This window comes from Nocardioides sp. CPCC 205120, assembly GCF_048654585.1.
GTDB lineage: Bacteria > Actinomycetota > Actinomycetes > Propionibacteriales > Nocardioidaceae > Nocardioides.
In genome coordinates, this window is sequence record NZ_JBMCYY010000001.1 from 1,373,517 (window position 1) to 1,390,228 (window position 16,712).

The 16,712-nt window shown below is 71.6% G+C and carries 17 protein-coding genes; 14 read left to right on the forward strand and 3 right to left on the reverse strand.

Annotation, left to right across the window (positions count from 1 at the left end; translation table 11 throughout):
* The first annotated feature begins 180 nt into the window (after positions 1-180).
* Positions 181-945: an enoyl-CoA hydratase/isomerase family protein gene (locus tag ACOACO_RS06410; protein WP_420295409.1), complete on the forward strand. Its 765-nt coding sequence runs from the start codon at positions 181-183 to the stop codon at positions 943-945.
* A gap of 67 nt (positions 946-1,012) precedes the next feature.
* On the opposite strand, the gene ACOACO_RS06415 is transcribed toward ACOACO_RS06410, so the two are convergent.
* Genes ACOACO_RS06415 through ACOACO_RS06425 form a run of 3 tightly spaced genes read right to left on the reverse strand, consistent with a single transcriptional unit; the run spans position 1,013 to position 3,814 of the window.
* Entirely contained in the window at positions 1,013-1,825 is an 813-nt protein-coding gene (locus tag ACOACO_RS06415; RefSeq protein WP_420295410.1) for a crotonase/enoyl-CoA hydratase family protein, read from the reverse strand.
* On the reverse strand, positions 1,822-2,586 hold the full coding sequence (locus ACOACO_RS06420) for an SDR family NAD(P)-dependent oxidoreductase (protein ID WP_420295411.1): 765 nt from the start codon (positions 2,584-2,586) through the stop codon (positions 1,822-1,824). Before ACOACO_RS06420 ends, ACOACO_RS06415 begins: the two co-directional genes overlap by 4 nt.
* A gap of 46 nt (positions 2,587-2,632) precedes the next feature.
* Complete coding sequence (locus ACOACO_RS06425) at positions 2,633-3,814, reverse strand: thiolase family protein (RefSeq protein WP_420295412.1); 1,182 nt, start codon at positions 3,812-3,814, stop codon at positions 2,633-2,635.
* Between the two features lie 136 nt (positions 3,815-3,950).
* Between ACOACO_RS06425 and ACOACO_RS06430 the strand changes: the two genes are divergently transcribed.
* The 13 genes from ACOACO_RS06430 (at position 3,951) to ACOACO_RS06490 (ending at position 16,655) form a co-directional block, all read left to right on the forward strand.
* On the forward strand, positions 3,951-4,490 hold the full coding sequence (locus ACOACO_RS06430) for a pyridoxamine 5'-phosphate oxidase family protein (protein WP_420295413.1): 540 nt from the start codon (positions 3,951-3,953) through the stop codon (positions 4,488-4,490).
* Positions 4,487-5,272: an SDR family NAD(P)-dependent oxidoreductase gene (locus tag ACOACO_RS06435; protein ID WP_420295414.1), complete on the forward strand. Its 786-nt coding sequence runs from the start codon at positions 4,487-4,489 to the stop codon at positions 5,270-5,272. Before ACOACO_RS06430 ends, ACOACO_RS06435 begins: the two co-directional genes overlap by 4 nt.
* Positions 5,269-5,733 carry a nuclear transport factor 2 family protein gene (locus ACOACO_RS06440; protein ID WP_420295415.1) on the forward strand — a complete coding sequence of 155 codons (465 nt, stop codon included), beginning with the start codon at positions 5,269-5,271 and terminating at the stop codon, positions 5,731-5,733. Before ACOACO_RS06435 ends, ACOACO_RS06440 begins: the two co-directional genes overlap by 4 nt.
* Complete coding sequence (locus ACOACO_RS06445; RefSeq protein ID WP_420295416.1) at positions 5,720-6,169, forward strand: nuclear transport factor 2 family protein; 450 nt, start codon at positions 5,720-5,722, stop codon at positions 6,167-6,169. The genes ACOACO_RS06440 and ACOACO_RS06445 overlap by 14 nt, the downstream gene beginning before the upstream one ends.
* 136 nt (positions 6,170-6,305) lie before the next feature.
* On the forward strand, positions 6,306-7,115 hold the full coding sequence (locus tag ACOACO_RS06450) for an SDR family NAD(P)-dependent oxidoreductase (RefSeq protein WP_420295417.1): 810 nt from the start codon (positions 6,306-6,308) through the stop codon (positions 7,113-7,115).
* Between the two features lie 33 nt (positions 7,116-7,148).
* Positions 7,149-8,204 carry an LLM class flavin-dependent oxidoreductase gene (locus ACOACO_RS06455; protein ID WP_420295418.1) on the forward strand — a complete coding sequence of 352 codons (1,056 nt, stop codon included), beginning with the start codon at positions 7,149-7,151 and terminating at the stop codon, positions 8,202-8,204.
* A gap of 13 nt (positions 8,205-8,217) precedes the next feature.
* Positions 8,218-9,861, forward strand: a complete 1,644-nt coding sequence (locus ACOACO_RS06460) for an AMP-binding protein (protein ID WP_420295419.1) — start codon at positions 8,218-8,220, stop codon at positions 9,859-9,861.
* Positions 9,862-9,878: 17 nt separating this feature from the next.
* On the forward strand, positions 9,879-11,045 hold the full coding sequence (locus ACOACO_RS06465; RefSeq protein WP_420295420.1) for an acyl-CoA dehydrogenase family protein: 1,167 nt from the start codon (positions 9,879-9,881) through the stop codon (positions 11,043-11,045).
* 11 nt (positions 11,046-11,056) lie between these two features.
* Positions 11,057-11,950 (forward strand): HpcH/HpaI aldolase/citrate lyase family protein, encoded by an 894-nt coding sequence (locus tag ACOACO_RS06470; RefSeq protein WP_420295421.1) that lies wholly within the window; start codon positions 11,057-11,059, stop codon positions 11,948-11,950.
* Positions 11,947-12,429, forward strand: a complete 483-nt coding sequence (locus ACOACO_RS06475; RefSeq protein ID WP_420295422.1) for a MaoC family dehydratase — start codon at positions 11,947-11,949, stop codon at positions 12,427-12,429. Before ACOACO_RS06470 ends, ACOACO_RS06475 begins: the two co-directional genes overlap by 4 nt.
* Entirely contained in the window at positions 12,426-13,907 is a 1,482-nt protein-coding gene (locus ACOACO_RS06480) for an aldehyde dehydrogenase family protein (protein ID WP_420295423.1), read from the forward strand. The genes ACOACO_RS06475 and ACOACO_RS06480 overlap by 4 nt, the downstream gene beginning before the upstream one ends.
* A 1-nt stretch (position 13,908) precedes the next feature.
* On the forward strand, positions 13,909-15,117 hold the full coding sequence (locus ACOACO_RS06485) for a CaiB/BaiF CoA transferase family protein (RefSeq protein WP_420295424.1): 1,209 nt from the start codon (positions 13,909-13,911) through the stop codon (positions 15,115-15,117).
* A gap of 86 nt (positions 15,118-15,203) precedes the next feature.
* A complete protein-coding gene (locus ACOACO_RS06490) occupies positions 15,204-16,655 on the forward strand; it encodes an aldehyde dehydrogenase (RefSeq protein WP_420295425.1) in 1,452 nt (483 codons plus the stop codon).
* Positions 16,656-16,712 lie beyond the last annotated feature (57 nt).

The window sequence follows — 16,712 nt, forward strand, 5'->3', positions numbered from 1 at the left end:
CGTTCCTCCGAGAGCTCTGAAAAGGTGCTGAACATTAACACCGATATGCCTGGATAAGGCTCACGTAGCACGCTACGCGGTGCGCCCCGCGGACCGGGGACCCGCACCGCGCCCCGTGTCCCGGACGAACCCCCGACCGGCCACCCCGACCGACACCACCACCGATGAAGGAGAGCACCCGTGACCGACGTCGTCGTCACCGAGCGCGGCACCGCGCTGTGGATCCAGCTCAACCGTCCGGAGCGCCGCAACGCGTACGACGCCTCCATGGCCGCAGCGATCACCGAGGCGCTCGAGGGAGCATCGCCGTACCACTCGGTGGTGATCACCGGGTCCGGCGGCTCCTTCTGCGCCGGGGGTGCGCTCACCGACCTCAGCAACCCCGACGTCGCCTCGATGCGGGGCCTCTACCAGGGCTCGCTGCGCCTGTTCGACGCGATCCGCACGTGCCCCCGCCCGGTCATCGCCGCGGTGAACGGGGCCGCCGCGGGCGGCGGCAACGAGCTGGTCGTGGCCTGCGACCTGGCCATCGCCGCCCGGTCGGCCACGTTCGGCCAGACCGGCCCGAAGGTGGGCAGCGCGCCCGTCACGGGCGCGACGAACGTGATGGGCATCCAGATCGGAGAGAAGCGCGCCAAGGAGCTCTCGATGCTGTGCCGCCGCTACCCGGCCGAGCGGGCCCTCGACCTCGGCCTGGTCAACGAGGTCGTCGACGACGAGCTGCTGGAGGAGACGGTGGAGGCATGGTGCGCCGAGCTGGCCCAGCTGAGCCCGCGCTACCTCGAGATCACCAAGGTCAGCTCGAACGTCTGGTGGAACGCGGCCCGCGACTCGTTCACCAACGGCCTCGGCATGCTGGTCCAGGCCATCGCCGCACCCGACATGCGGGAGGGCGCTGCGGCGTTCATGGAGAAGCGCAAGCCACGGTTCCCCGCCCCGGAGTGACCTGGCCGGTACGACGCGAAGCCCGGCCGGTCAGGGACCGGCCGGGCTTCGTCGTGGGCCGGGAGCGCTACCGGCCCTGCCAGCGAGGGGCGCGCTTCTCCTTGAAGGCGGTGGCGCCCTCCCGGGCGTCCGCCGACTCGCGCACGGGCACCGTGATGTCGCGCTGGCGCTCGAACATCTCGGCGCGGCTCCACTCGGGTGCGGAGACGATCACCTGCTTGGTCGCCCGCACGGCGAGCGGCCCGTTCGCGGCGATCGCGCGGCCCAGCTCCAACGCTGCGTCGAGCGCCCCGCCGGGAGGGGTCAGCCGGTTGACGAGCGCCACGGCGTGGGCCTGCTGCGCGCTGATCATGGCCCCGGTCAGCGCCCACTCCATCGCCAGGTGGTACGGCACCCGCTGGGGCAGGCGCATGAGCCCGCCGCCCGCGGCGACCAGCCCCCGCTTCACCTCCGGGAGACCGAACCGCGCGTCGTCGGCGGCGACGATCATGTCGCAGGCAAGGGCGATCTCGAAGCCGCCCGCCAGGGCGTAGCCCTCGACGGCGGCGATGAGCGGCTTGTGCGAGGGCTGCTCGATGATGCCCGCGAAGCCGCGGCCGGGGATCGAGGGCTTCTCGCCGGCGAGGAACGCCTTGAGGTCCATCCCGGCGCAGAAGGTGCCGCCGGCGCCCGTGACGATGCCCGCCGTGAGGGCCGGGTCGTCGTCGAGGCGGTCCATCGCCGCCCCGATCGCCTCGGCCGTCACGGTGTCGATCGCGTTGCGGGCCTCGGGCCGGTCGATGGTGACGACGAGGACGCCGTCGACGACCTCGGTGCGGACGGGGCCGGTGCCAGCCGTGCCCGCCGCGCCGGTCGTTGCGGGCGTCCCGGTCGCGGTCACCGCGGCGCCATCCGGATCGCGCCGTCGAGACGGATGGTCTCGCCGTTGAGCATCGAGTTGTCGATGACGTGCAGCGCGGTCGACGCGAACTCCTCGGGCCGCCCGAGGCGGGCGGGGTGGGGGACCTGGCCCGCCAGCCCGGCCCGGATCTCGTCCGAGAACCGCGCCAGGATGGGGGTGTCGAAGATGCCGGGGGCGATCGAGCAGACCCTCACCAGCGAGCGGGAGAGGTCGCGCGCGGCGACGAGCGTCATGCCCACGACGCCGGCCTTGGCCGAGGCGTAGGGGATCTGGCCGATCTGTCCCTCCCAGGCCGCCACGGAGGCGGTGAGGACGCAGACGCCGCGCTCGCCGTCGACGGGCTCGTTCCCGGCCATGCGGGCGGCGGACAGGCGCAGCACGTTGAAGGTGCCGACGAGGTTGATGTCCACCAGCTCGCGGTAGAGGTCGTAGTCGCCGGGGCTGCCGTCCTTGCCGACGAGGCGCACCGTCCCGCCCCGGCCGGCGCAGTGCACCAGGGCGCGCAGGGGGGCGCGGCCCGTGGCGACGTCCAGTGCCCGGTCGACGGCGTCGGCGTCCCGCACGTCGGCGGGACTGAACGTGGCGAGCTCCCCGAGCCGGTCCGCGACCTCTGCGCCGGCGGACGAGGGCAGGTCGACGATCGTGGTCGCCACGCCGCGCTCGACCAGCTGGGTGGCGGTCGCGAGCCCGAGGCCGGACGCGCCGCCGGTGACGAGCGCTGAGGCGTTCTTCAGATCCATGGGGAGTGCCTTTCCAGGGGACGCGGGTGCCGGGCCGAGCCGGGGCTCAGCGCAGCACCTCGATGATCGTGGCGTTGGCCATGCCGCCGGCCTCGCACATGGTCTGCAGGCCGTAGCGGCCGCCGGTCTGCTCGAGGTGGTTGACGAGGGTGGCGAGGATGCGGACGCCGGAGGCCCCGAGGGGGTGGCCCAGGGCGATGGCGCCGCCGCGGGGGTTCAGGCGGTCGGCGACCCCGGGGAACTCCGCCGCCCAGGCGAGCGGCACCGAGGCGAAGGCCTCGTTCACCTCGACGGCGTCGATGTCCTCGATGCGCATGCCGGCCTTGGCGAGCACCTTGGTGGTCGCGGGGATCGGGCCGGTGAGCATGAGCGTCGGGTCGTCCCCGACGACGGCCGAGGCGACGATCCGGGCGCGGGGGCGCAGGCCCAGCTCGGCCGCCCTCGCCGCGCTGGTCACCAGCACGGCACCGGCCCCGTCGGTGATCTGCGAGGCGTTCCCGGCCGTCACCTTCCAGTCGACGTGGGGAAGACGCTCCCGGTTGGCGTCGGTGCCGAAGACCGCGCGCAGCTCCGCCAGCTTCTCGACCGTGGTGCCCGGACGGATCGACTCGTCCGTCCCCACGACGACGCCCTCGGGCGTGGTCAGCGGCACGATCTCGTCGTCGAAGCCGCCCGCGGCCGCGGCTGTCGCCGCGAGCTGGTGGGAGCGCGCGGCGTACTCGTCGAGGGCGTGCCGCGACAGGCCCCACTTGTCGGCGACCAGCTCGGCCGAGACGCCCTGCGGGACCAGGTCGTCGAAGCGGGCGCGGACGCCCGGCCCGTGGGGATCGGCGCCCATGCGCGCGGAGCCCATCGGCACGCGGCTCATGGACTCGACGCCACCGGCGACGACCACGTCGTACATGCCGGCCAGCACGCCCTGCACCGCGAACTCCACCGCCTGCTGACCCGAACCGCACTTGCGCTCGATGGTGACCGAGGGGACGTGGACGGGGTACCCGGCCGACAGCCAGGCCTGGCGCCCGGGCGTCCCCGACTGCTCCCCGGCCTGGCCGACGCAACCGATCATGACGTCCTCGACGATCCCGGGGTCGATCCCGGTGCGCTCGACGAGGCCGTGCAGCACTCCGGCGAGCAGGTCGACGGCGTGGATCCCGGACAACGCTCCGCCCGGCTTCCCCTTGCCCATCGGGGAGCGGACGACGTCGACGATGACGGCCTCGGACATGACACCTCCAGATTGTTGATCATGTTTAGCCTAACTGCCGCCGACCTCTTGCGAGAAGGGGTCCGGGCCGTGCAATCATGAATACGAATATCATGGTCTAGGTCACATTGCGGTGGCCGGAGGGGAGATGCACGGCATGAGCGAGCTCGGCACCAAGAACCTGGAGAAGCTCAAGGGCACCCACCTCGAGAAGGAGGACCAGCTCGAGCTCCTCACGGCGCAGACGGAGTGCAGCTTCATCTTCTCGGACGCCGACGGCTGGCCGCGCGGCGTCATCATGAGCTTCATCTACGACAAGGGCAGCGTGTGGCTGACCGCGGTCGAGGGGCGGGCCCACGTCAAGGGCGCCGAGCGGGACGAGCGCGTGAGCGTCATCGTCTCGAGTGCGGGCAGCGGACTGCCGGGTCGCCGGATGATCGCCATCAAGGGACGCGTGAAGGTCCACCGCGACCCCGAGGTGAAAGACTGGTTCCTCCACGAGTTCACCCATCGTCTGCAGCCGGCCGACCCCCACTCGTGGCGGGCGCTGCTCGACTCGCCGAACCGCGTCGTCTTCGAGGTCGTGCCCGAGGGTCGGCCCACGAGCCACGACCAGCGCAAGATCCCCGGCAACGGTCGCGGCATGGCGGCGGGCGCCGACACCGGGCGGCCCGTCCCCGGGCGGAGCGGGGAGTGAGCGCCGCCGGCACCCGGCGCCTCGAGGGGCGGGTGGCGGCGGTGATGGGCGGAGGGTCCGGGATGGGCCGGGCCGTCTCGCTGCGGCTCGCCGCCGAGGGAGCCCACGTCCACGTCGTCGACCTCTCCGCCGATGCGGCCACCACGGTGCTCGCGGAGGTCGAGCGGGAGGGCGGAGCCGGCACGGCCGTCGAGCTCGACGCCACCGACGTCGCCGCGCTGCGTGACTTCTACGCCCGGGTGGAGGCAGAGCACGGCCAGCTGCACGTGCTCCACAACCAGGTGGGCATGCCCGGCGCCGGAGGCCTCGACGTGAGCGAGGCCGACTTCGACCGTGCGGTCGACGTCAACGTGAAGTCGGCGTTCTACGTGGCCACGCTCGGCTACGAGCTCGTCAGGCGGTCCGGGGGACGCGGCTCCATCACGATGACGGCCTCGACGGCAGCGCTCGTCGGGTCGCCCTTCAGTCCGCTGTACTCGCTGACCAAGGGAGCGCTGACCGCCTTCACGCGGGCACTCGCGCTCGTCGGCGGCCCGGAGGGCGTGCGGGTCAACTGCATCTGCCCCGGGCCGGTCGACACCCCCATGCTCCCGACGTTCTTCGGGCGCGACCCCGGCGCCGACACGGCCGACCTGATGAGCGGCTTCATCGACCTCATCCCCCTGCAGAGGGCCGCGACGCCGGAGGAGATCGCCGGCGTCGTCGCGTTCCTCGCCAGTGACGACGCCGGCTTCGTGACCGGCGTGACCATTCCCGTCGACGGAGGACAGACAGCCAGATGACGACCACATCCACCGCAGCCACGGGGGACGGTGCCGGGCTCGGCGCCCGTGCCGCCCGCGCCTACTACGCCTACGCGCGCGCCGTCGACGAGGGAGACCTCGAGGCGCTCCGCGACCTCGCCGCCGACGACGTCCGGGTCACGCGCGGCGACCACCCGACGGAGCAGGGCGTCGAGGCGTTCCTCGACGTCTACCGCGCCCACGTCGCCCAGGCCGTGCCGCTGTGCCGCCACGTCATCACCAACGTCCTCGCCGAGCGCGACGGAGACGAGGTGCGGACGCACGCCTACTTCCAGGCCACCTACTTCGAGGAGGAGCGCACCCGCGTGATGACGGGCACCTATGCGGACTCGTTCCGCGAGGTGGGCGACGAGCTCGTCCTGGCCCACAAGCGCATCCGGGTGCAGCGCACGCAGGAGCTGCCCGCCGCCACCGGTTCGTTCACCCATGCCGGGCGCTGACCCGGTGGCCGGGGGAGCGGCGGTCGCCTACGAGCACCGCGCGGAGATCGACGACCTGCTGAACCGCTACGCGCACGCCTACGACGACCGCGACGCGGCCGGTGTCGGCGCCACCTTCGCCGAGGACGGCGAGCTGTCGCTCACCATCGCGGGCGGCGACCTCGTGGGGCCGTTCGTCGGGCGCGAGGCCATCATCGCGATGATGACCGGCGCGCTCGCTGGCCAGGACGACCAGCGTCGCCACGTCGCCTCGACGCTGGCGTTGGACGCCTGCGACGGGACGGCCGCGGAGGCACGGTCCTACCTGACGCTCGTCACCATCGTCGACGGCGCCCTTTCGGTCGTCTCCACCGCGCGGTACTCCGACCGGCTGCGGCGTGTGGACGGTCGCTGGCTCCTCGCTCGGCGGCACATCGCGCTCGACCTGCCCTACTGACGCGCGCCCGCGGCGAGCTGCGGGAATTGTTTGACCAGATCTAGGCGCATGATTGTCAGGAAAGCGTCCACGATGTTAGCGTCGTCACAAGTCGAGAGCGAGGGCCACGGGCCCCGGGGATGGCGGAGGTGCGCGAATGACGACGCTGGTCGAGCCGAGTGCTTGGAGCGCCCCCGACGTCCCCGAGCAGCCGTCCTCCGGGTCCGGCGTCGTGGTCACCGGCGCCGCCCGTGGACTGGGCCGGGGCATCGCCCGCGTCCTCGCGAGCCGCGGCTGGAACGTCGTCGGTGTCGATCTGTCCGCGTCGGTCGACGAGCTGCAGGTCGAGCTCGGCGAGGGGCACGGGTCGGTCGTCGGTGACGTGTGCGAGGCCGACGTCCTCGACCGGGCCTGCCGGCTCGCCGCCGACCTGGGTGGCGGGCTCGGGGCGGCGGTCTTCAACGCCGGTGTGACGGCGCCGGGCGACACCCTCGGCTACGACCTCGCCGACTGGGACCGCGTCCTCGGGGTCAACCTGCGCGGAGTCTTCGTCGGGGCGCAGGCCGCCCGCCCCCACCTGGTCGCCGGCGGCAGCATGGTCATGCTGAGCTCCATCTGCGCCTCCCAGGGCTTCGCGGCCCGCGCGTCGTACTGCGCCTCGAAGGCCGGGGTCGACGGTCTCGTCCGCTCGCTGGCCCAGGAGTGGGGCGCCGACGGGGTCCGCGTCAACGCGGTCGCCCCGGGGACCATCGAGACGGAGATGCAGCAGGCGATGCTGGCGAGCGGCCGCGCCTCGACGGCGGGCTACCTCGAGCGCGTCCCGCTCGCCCGCGTCGGGCAGCCCTCCGAGATCGGCGAGGCCGTCGCGTTCCTCGTCTCCGCCCGTGCGAGCTACATCTCGGGCGTCGTGCTGCCGGTCGACGGCGGCTGGGCCGGCGGCGGGCTCCCCGCCACCGCCCCTTCCTGATCCCCTCCACCGCTCCAGAAAGAGGAAGCACCCATGGTCCAGGTCGGTCTGCTGCTCAGCGACGTGCCCAAGTCGGTGACGCCCGCCCAGCAGTTCAAGGACGTGCTCCGCATCGTCGAGGCGGCGCAGGAGAACGGCTTCACCTACATCGCGATCGGCCAGCACTTCCTGTACGGCGAGCTGCGCTGGCTCCAGCCGGTGCCGCTCCTGGCCCGCCTGGCCGCGGAGGTGGACCCCCACGTCAAGCTCGTCACGCAGATCATGATCGCGCCGCTGTACCACCCGGTGATGCTGGCCGAGGAGATCGCGACGCTCGACGTCGTCACCGAGGGTCGGCTCGTGTTCGGCGCGGGGCTGGGCTACCGGCCGGAGGAGTTCGACTACCTCGGCATCCCCTACAAGCAGCGCGCCGGCCGCTTCGACGAGTCGCTGCAGCTGATGAAGCGGCTGTGGACCGAGGAGTCGGTGACCCACCACGGGAAGTACTTCGACCTCGAGGACGTCCACCCGCACCTCTTCCCTGTGCAGGACCCGCACCCGCCGATCTGGATCGGCGCCCACGCCATCCCCGGTGTCGAGCGCTGCGCGAAGTACGGCGACGCCTACGCCTGCCCGCCCGAGACGCCGATGCACGAGATCGCCGAGCGGCACGCGATCGTGCGCGACGGCTTCGCCGCCCGCGGCAAGGAGTTCGCCCCGCAGCCGCTCCGCCGCAACTGCCTGGTGGCGGACAGCCGCGAGGAGGCGATCGTGGAGTTCGCCCGCGTGGCCCAGGGGCGCTACCTGACGTACGCCAACAAGGGCCTCGACGTCATGAAGGACAAGGACCTCGAGAACGAGTTCGCGAAGGCCGTCTCCGGCCACGCGGTCATCGGCACCCCCGACGACGTCGTGGCGCAGCTGACCGACTACGTCGAGAAGCTGCCGGTCGACCCGCTGCTCCTGCGCCCGCAGTGGCCCACGATGGACGGCGACGAGACGATCGCGGCCATCAACCGGCTGGGCAAGGACATCGTGCCGGCGATGCACGCGCTCGAGGCCCGGACCACGATCGACGAGGCGGCGTTCGCCGTCCCCGGCCAGGACTGAGGCGACGCGCGCGATGGCGATGCAGTACTACGAGGGTCTCGTCCCGGCCTTCTCCGACCCCGAGACCTGGACCCTCGACCACGTCCTGCGCCACCACGCGGCCGAGCGCCCCGACGCCGTGTGCCTGGACGTCCCCGAGGAAGGGGCGACCTGGACCTACGCGGAGGCGGTCGACGCCTGCGAACGGGTGGCCAGCGGCTTCCACGCCGCCGGGGCGCAGCAGGGTGACCGCGTCGTGCTCATGGCGGCGAACTCCTCCCGCTTCGTCCGCACCTGGTGGGGCACCGCGCTCGGTGCCCTCGTCGAGGTGCCGATCAACACCAACTACGAGGGCGAGTTCCTCCGGCACCAGCTCGAGGTCGCCCAGGCCCGGTTCGCCGTGGTCGACGACCAGCTGGTCGAGCGTTGGGTCGGCGTCGCCGAGCACGCCCGCGGGATCGAGAAGTTCTGGGTGATCGACACCGGTGCGGGCATCCGCGACAAGGCGCTCGACCTGCTGCGCGAGAACGGGTGGCAGGCCGCCGCGTGGGAGGAGCTGGAGGCTGCGGAGAAGACCGTGCTGCCGCGGGCGCGTGCCCAGGACCTCGGCGCGATCTTCTACACCTCCGGCACCACGGGCCCCTCCAAGGGCGTCGCGATGCCGCACAGCCAGCTCTACTTCTTCGCGCAGATCGTCGTCAGCCTGACGCGCCTCACGGCGGAGGACGCCTACCTGACGACGACCCCGCTCTTCCACGGCAACGCGACGTTCATGGCCGTCTACCCGGTCATCGTGGCGGGTGGTCGCGCCGTGGTGCGGTCGAAGTTCAGCGCCAGCCGCTGGATCGACCACGTGCGCGACTCCGGTGTCACGGTGACGAACTTCGTCGGCGTGATGATGGACTTCGCGTGGAAGCAGCCGCCGCGCGGGGACGACCGCGACAACCGGCTGCGCTGCGTCTACGCGGCGCCGACCGCCACCACGATCGCCGACGCGTTCAAGGAGCGCTACGGCATCGAGGCGTTCGTCGACGCGTTCGGGCTCACCGAGACCTGCGCGCCGATCATGTCGCCGTACGGCGTGGAGCGGCCCGCAGGTGCCGCGGGGCTGCAGAACAAGGAGTGGTTCGACATCCGCCTCGTCGACCCCGAGACGGACCGCGAGGTCGCGGTGGGGGAGGTGGGCGAGCTGGTCGTGCGCCCGGTGCAGCCGTGGACGTGCAGCAACGGCTACTACAACATGCCCGAGAAGACCCTCGAGGCGTGGCGCAACCTGTGGTTCCACACCGGTGACGCGCTGCGCAAGGACGAGGACGGCTGGTTCTACTTCATCGACCGCTACAAGGACGCCCTCCGGCGCCGCGGCGAGAACATCAGCTCCTACGAGGTCGAGCAGGCCGTGCTGGGCCACCCCGCGGTGGTCGAGTGCGCCGTCATCGGCGTCCCTGCCGACCAGGAGGCCGGCGAGGACGAGGTGCTCGCCGTGGTCGTCGCCTCCGAGCCTGTCGAGGCCGCCGAGGTCCTCGAGTGGTGCCGGGGCCGCATCCCCGCCTTCGCCATCCCGCGCTACGTGCGCGTGGTGGAGACGCTGCCCAAGACCCCGTCGGAGAAGGTCCGCAAGGCGGCGCTCCGCCAGGACGGCATCACGCCCGACACCTACGACAGCACCGCCGGCTGAGCGGGAGGGACGCTTCCATGGACTACACCACCGACCCCGTCCACGAGGACATCCGCAAGGGGATGCGCACGCTCTGCGAGCGCTTCCCCGACGAGTACTGGGCGGAGCGGGACGACAAGCACGAGTTCCCGTGGGACTTCTACAACGCGGTCGTCGACGGCGGCTGGCTCGGCCTCACCATCCCCGAGGAGTACGGCGGGGGCGGGCTCGGGGTGATGGAGGCCTCGATCGTCGAGCGCGAGATCGCCGCGTCGGGCGCCGGCATGGGTGGTTGCTCGGCCGTCCACATCGGCATCTTCGGCTTCGAGCCGATCGTGCACCACGCCAGCGAGGAGCTGAAGCGGAAGTACCTGCCGCGGGTGGCGACGGGCGAGATGCAGATCTCCTTCGCGGTCACCGAGCCCGACGCGGGCACCGACACCACGGCCATCTCTACCTTCGCGCGGAAGGTGGAGGGCGGCTGGTCCATCTCGGGGAAGAAGGTGTGGATCTCCAACGCCCACCAGGCGGAGCGGATGATCCTGCTCGCGCGCACCACCCCCAAGGAGGAGTGCGCGAAGAAGACCGACGGTCTCACCGTCTTCTTCGCGGAGATGGACCGCTCGCGGATCACGATCCGCAAGATCCCCAAGATGGGGCGCAACTCCGTCGACAGCAACGAGCTGTTCATCGACGAGCTCTTCGTGGCCGACGAGGACGTGGTGGGCGAGGTCGGCAAGGGGTTCAAGGTGATCCTCACCGGGCTCAACGCAGAGCGCGTCGTCGCTGCCAACGCGATGCTGGGCATCGGCGAGGCCGCCTTGCGTCGCGGCACCCGCTACGCCAAGGAGCGGGTCGTCTTCGGCCGCCCGATCGGGCAGAACCAGGGTCTGTCGTTCCAGCTCGCCGAGGCCAAGATCCGTCTCGAGGCCGCCGACGCGGTGCTGCAGAAGGCCACCTGGATGGTGGACCAGAAGCTGCCGTGCGGGGCCGAGGCCAACTACGCGAAGTGGCTGTGCGCGGAGGCGGGCTTCTACGCCGCCGACGTCGCGCTGCAGGTGCACGGCGGCATGGGCTACAGCAAGGAGTACCACGTCGAGCGCTACTTCCGGGAGGCGCGCCTCATGCGGATCGCGCCGATCAGCCAGGAGATGGTGCTCAACTACGTCGCCGAGCACGTGCTCGGCCTGCCCCGCAGCTACTGAGAGGGACGGCCGTGAAGCCCTACCGCTCCATCCTGTTCGTCCCCGGGCACCGTCCGGCGTGGGCGGAGAAGGCGGTCGCCTCCGGCGCCGACTGCGTCGTGCTCGACCTCGAGGACTCCGTCCCCGCCGAGCAGAAGGTCGCCGCACGGGCCACCGTGGCGGAGACCATCGGCCGGATCCGGGCGACGCACCCCGACGTCGGCCTCCTGGTGCGCGTCAACCCGCTGGCGACCCGGCTGACGGGCGCCGACCTGGAGGCGGTCGTCGTACCCGGTCTGGACGGGGTGTTCGCGCCCAAGATCGAGCAGGCCACGGACGTGCTGCGCTACGACACGCTGCTCGACCACTTCGAGGCGCGCAACGGCGTGACGGGGCTGGAGTACATCGTCCCGGTCGAGACCGTGCAGGCGATCCAGAACTGCCGCGAGGTGGCGCTGGCCTCCCCGCGGATCGGCGCGATGATCGGACCGAGCGCCGAGCACGCGGACATCGCCCGCGCCGTCGGCTACGAGTGGACGCCCGAGGGTCTCGAGACCCTCTACCTGCGCAGCCGGGTGCTGCTCGCCTGCCGCGAGGCCGGCATCCACGCCCTCACCGGGCTGTGGGAGGACCTCGAGAACCTCGACGGCCTGCGCGAGTTCGCGCTGCGGGGTCGCCGGCTCGGCTTCCGCGGCATGATCGCGATCCACCCGAAGCACGTGGAGACCGTCAACGACGTCTTCACCCCCTCGGCCGAGGACGTCGCCTTCTACGAGGGGATGGTCGAGGCCTACGAGGCGGCGGCCGCGGAGGGCACCGGCGCGTTGCGCTACCGCGGCCTGCACATCGACAAGGCCCACTACGACAAGGCGGTCGAGTGGCTCGACCGCGCGGCCGGTTTCCGGCAGGCAGGAGAGCAGGCATGACCATGCGAGGACTGTGGTTCGAGGAGTTCGAGGTCGGGGCGCACTACGTGCACGCCCTGCGCCGCACGATCACGGAGATGGACAACGTCATGTTCACGTCGCTGACGATGAACATGGCGCCGCTCCACCTCGACGAGGAGTACTGCAAGACCACCATCCACGGCCAGCGGGTCCTCAACTCGCTCTTCACCGTCGCGCTCATCGGGGCCTTCCACGTGCCCGAGCTGACGATGGGCACGACCCTGGGGAACCTGGGCTACGACAAGATCAAGTTCCCCCACCCCGTCTTCCACGGGGACACCCTGCGCGCGGAGACGACCATCGTCGACAAGCGCGAGTCCAAGACCCGCGACGACTCCGGGATCGTGTGGTTCGAGCACCTCGGGCTCAACCAGCGCGACGAGGTCGTCGTCGAGATGACCCGGGTGGGCCTCATGGCCAAGCGCCCGGCCGAGCCGAACGAGGGAGCCACCCGATGACCACCACCGCAGACCAGACCGGCCTCGCCCAGGACTGGGTGCCGGACACCCGCACCCTGCTCATCGGCGGGGAGATGGTCGAGCCCCGCGGCGAGCGCTGGGACGTGTTCAACCCGGCGACCGAGGAGGTCATCGCCACCGTCGGCGGGGCCAGCGCCGACCAGGTCGACGCGGCCGTCGCCGCCGCACGCGACGCCTTCCCGGCGTGGGCCGCGCTGTCGGGCGAGGAGCGCTCCCGCCACATCCACCGCTTCGCCGACGTGCTCGAGAAGGCGGCCGACCGCCTCCTGCCCTCCATCGTCAACGAGGTGGGCACGCCGGTCGCCCTGGCCGAGTACCTCCAGGTCAAGATGGCCGTCGACGAGCACCTGCGCTGGGCCGCGGAGGCCGCGAAGGTCGACCGCACGGTGCACCTGGGGGGCTACGACAAGCCCCATCCCACGCAGAGCGACGTGGTCCACCAGCCGGTGGGCGTCGTCGCCGCGATCACCGGCTACAACTACCCGCTCAACCTCGCCATCTTCAAGTTCGGCGCGGCCCTCGCGGCTGGCTGCACCGTGGTGCTCTTCCCCTCCCCACGCACCCCGCTGACGACCCTGTTCCTCGGCGAGCTCATCCAGGAGGCGGGCCTGCCCGCCGGTGTCATGAACGTCGTCGTCGGTGGCACCGAGGTCGGCGTGCAGCTCTCCTCGCACCGTGGCGTCGACCGCGTCTCGTTCACGGGGTCGGACGGCGTCGGGTCGAAGATCATGGCGCAGGCGGCCGAGAACCTGGCGGGCGTGACGCTGGAGCTGGGCGGGAAGTCGCCCAGCATCGTCACCGACGACGTCGACGTGAAGAAGATCGCCGTCGAGATGCACCTGCGCTGGGCCCGCAACGGTGGTCAGGGCTGCGCCGCGCTGGCGCGGCTGCTCGTGCACGAGAAGCAGTACGACGAGTTCCTCGAGGCCGGCGCGGCCGCCTTCGACCAGATGGTCGTCGGCGACCCGTGGGACCGGGCGACCAACATCGGCCCGATGATCCGGCCCGACCACCAGGCCCGGGTGCAGGGCTTCATCGACGGCTCGGTCGCGGAGGGCGGGAAGAAGCTGCTCGAGGTCACGAAGCCGCTGCCCGAGAAGGGCTGGTTCGTGAACCCGGTGCTCCTCGGCGGCCTGCCCCACTCGGCCCGCGCCGTGCAGGAGGAGATCTTCGGCCCGGTCGCGGTGATCGTGCCCTTCAAGGACACCGAGGAGGCCATCCGCCTCGCCAACGACACGGCGTACGGTCTCGCGGCCAACGTGTGGTGCGACGACCCGACCGAGGCCCGCCGCATCGCGGAGCAGGTGCGGGCCGGCACGGTCTGGATCAACGGCGGCGGCGCCATGCGTCCCGACGCCCCCTTCGGCGGCTACGGCCGCTCGGGTGTCGGCCGCGAGCTCGGTGAGTGGGGCATGAAGGAGTACCTCGAGGTCAAGCACATCCAGTGGAGGGTCTGACGTGAGCGGCACGCCGGGACCGCTCGCCGGGGTGCGGGTGCTGGAGCTGGGCTCCATGTACGCCGCGCCGACGTGCGGGCGCATGCTCCGCGACTTCGGCGCCGAGGTCGTGAAGGTGGAGGACCCGACGTCGGGTGACTACGCCCGCCAGTGGACCCCCATGAAGGACGGCCAGTCGATGGGCTTCGCGCGCATCAACGCGGGCAAGCGCTCGATAGCGCTCGACATGCGCTCGACCGAGGGCAGGGACCTGGTGCGCCGGCTCGCCGGGCGCTTCGACGTGGTCATCGAGTCGTTCCGCCCGGGCCGGATGGCCGAGTGGGGCATCGGGTACGACGTGCTCGCCGCGGAGAACCCCGGCCTGGTGCTGACGAGCGTCAGCGGGTTCGGCCAGACGGGGCCCTACCGGGAGAAGCCGGGGTTCGGCACCGTGGCGGAGACGGGCAGCGGGTTCGCCTACATCAACGGCTGGCCGGAGACCCCGCCGACCTCCCCGCCGTTCGGCTTCGCGGACTCCATCGCCGGCATCGCCGCCGCGATGGGCACGTCGATGTCCCTCTACCGCCGCGAGCGGACCGGTCAGGGCGACCACGTCGACATCGCGCTCTACGAGCCGCTGATGTTCATCATCGGCGACATGATCATCAACTACACCGGCACCGGCTTCGTCCAGGGCCGGGTGGGCAACGGCACCGGCTCGGCGTCGCCGCGGGGGGTCTACGAGGCGGCCGACGGCAAGTGGCTGTCGATCGCTGCGTCGAACCAGGGCATCGCCAAGCGCCTGTTCGCGGCCATGGACCGGCCGGAGCTGATCGACGACCCGCGCTACGCCACCAACGAGGTGCGCATGGCCAACAACGACGAGCTCCAGGAGATCGTCAAGGCCTGGGTCGGCGCCCGCCCGCGGGCCGACATCCTCGAGGTGCTCGACAAGTTCGAGGTCGTCTGCTCGCAGGTCAACGACGCCAGCGACATCGTCGAGGACCCGCACTTCCTCGACCGCACGCTCGTGGAGCTCACCGGCTCCTCGGCCCTCGGTCGCGTGCTCACCCCCGGCCCGGTGCTGCACCTCGCGTCCTACGACGGGCCGGTGTACGACGGGGTGCCCCGCATCGGCGAGCACACCGGCGAGGTGCTCGGCGACGTGCTCGGCCTCGGCGCCACCGAGGTCGAGCGACTCGTGACCGACGGCGTGGCCCGGCAGGGCTGAGCCCGGTCCCACAGCCGCGGCCGGCCCCCGACGTACCGACAGCAGACACCCGCAGCGCCCCACCACACGAGGAAGTGACAGGGACCATGAGCGAGACGAGCGAGAAGGTCTGGAAGAGCAAGCTGTTCATCGGCGGCACCTGGGTCGAGCCCAGCAGCGATGTCCGCATCGACATCCCGTCGCCGAGCACCGAGGAGAGTCTCGGGTCGGTGCCCGAGGCGCAACCGGCCGACGTCGACCGCGCAGTCGCCGCGGCGCGCAAGGCGTTCGACCAGGGGCCCTGGCCCCGGATGAGCCCCGCCGAGCGCGCCGCGGTGCTCGTGCGCGTGGGTGAGGAGGTCGAGAAGCGGTACGACGAGATGGTCGCGTCGTTCAGTGCCGAGATCGGTGCGCCGCTCGCGGTCAGTCGGGCGTTCCACGACAACGCCAAGAAGATGTGGGACGACGCGTCGACCCTCCACGAGCGCGTCCTCTTCGAGGAGGAGCGCACGTGGGAGGACGGTGGCCATGGAGTCGTCGTGCGCGAGCCCGTGGGTGTGGTCGCCACGATCATCCCGTGGAACGGGCCGGTCGCCACCGCCTCGCTCAAGATCGCGCCCGCGCTGGCCGCCGGGTGCACGGTGGTGCTCAAGCCGGCCCCCGAGGGCCCGATGAGCACGCTCATGCTGGCCGAGGCGCTCGAGGCGGCCGGGCTGCCCGAGGGCGTCATCTCGGTGCTGCCCGCGGGGCGTGAGACCGGTGAGCACCTCGTGTCCCATCCCGACGTCGACAAGGTCGCCTTCACCGGCAGCACCGCCGCGGGCAAGCGGATCATGAGCATCTGCGGCGAGCGCATCGCGCGGGTGACGCTCGAGCTGGGCGGCAAGTCGGCCGGCATCGTCGCCGACGACATCCCGGTGGAGGACTTCCTGCCGAGCCTCGGGTTCGCGGGGATCATCAGCTCGGGCCAGGTCTGCGCCGCCATCACGCGCATCCTGGTGCCACGGGAGCGCCAGCAGGAGCTGCTCGACGCGATGGTGCCGATGTTCGAGGGCATCAAGGTCGGCGACCCGTCCGAGGACGACACGGTGCTCGGGCCGCTGGCGGCCGAGCGTCAGCGCGAGCGCGTCGAGGAGTACATCCGCATCGGCAAGGAGGAGGGCGCCCGCCTCGTCACCGGCGGCGGCCGCCCGCAGGGGCTCGACAAGGGCTGGTACGTCGAGCCGACGATCTTCGCCGACGTCGACAACCGGATGCGGATCGCGCAGGAGGAGATCTTCGGGCCGGTGGTCGTCGTCATCCCGTTCGACTCCGTCGACGAGGCGGTCGAGATCGCCAACGACTCGCCGTACGGCCTCTCGGGCGCGGTCTACGCCCGGGACGAGGAGCTCGCGCGCTCCGTCGCCCGTCGGGTGCGCACGGGCCAGATCTCGGTCAACTCGTGGGGGATGTGCGTCACCCAGCCCTTCGGCGGCTTCAAGCAGTCCGGTCTCGGTCGCGAGGGCAACGTCGAGGGCATCGCTCCCTACCTGGAGACGAAGCTGATCCAGTACGCCTGAACCGGCGACCCACGACACCCCCGAGGGCGGTGGCTCCCCGTGCGAAGGCGCGGTGGG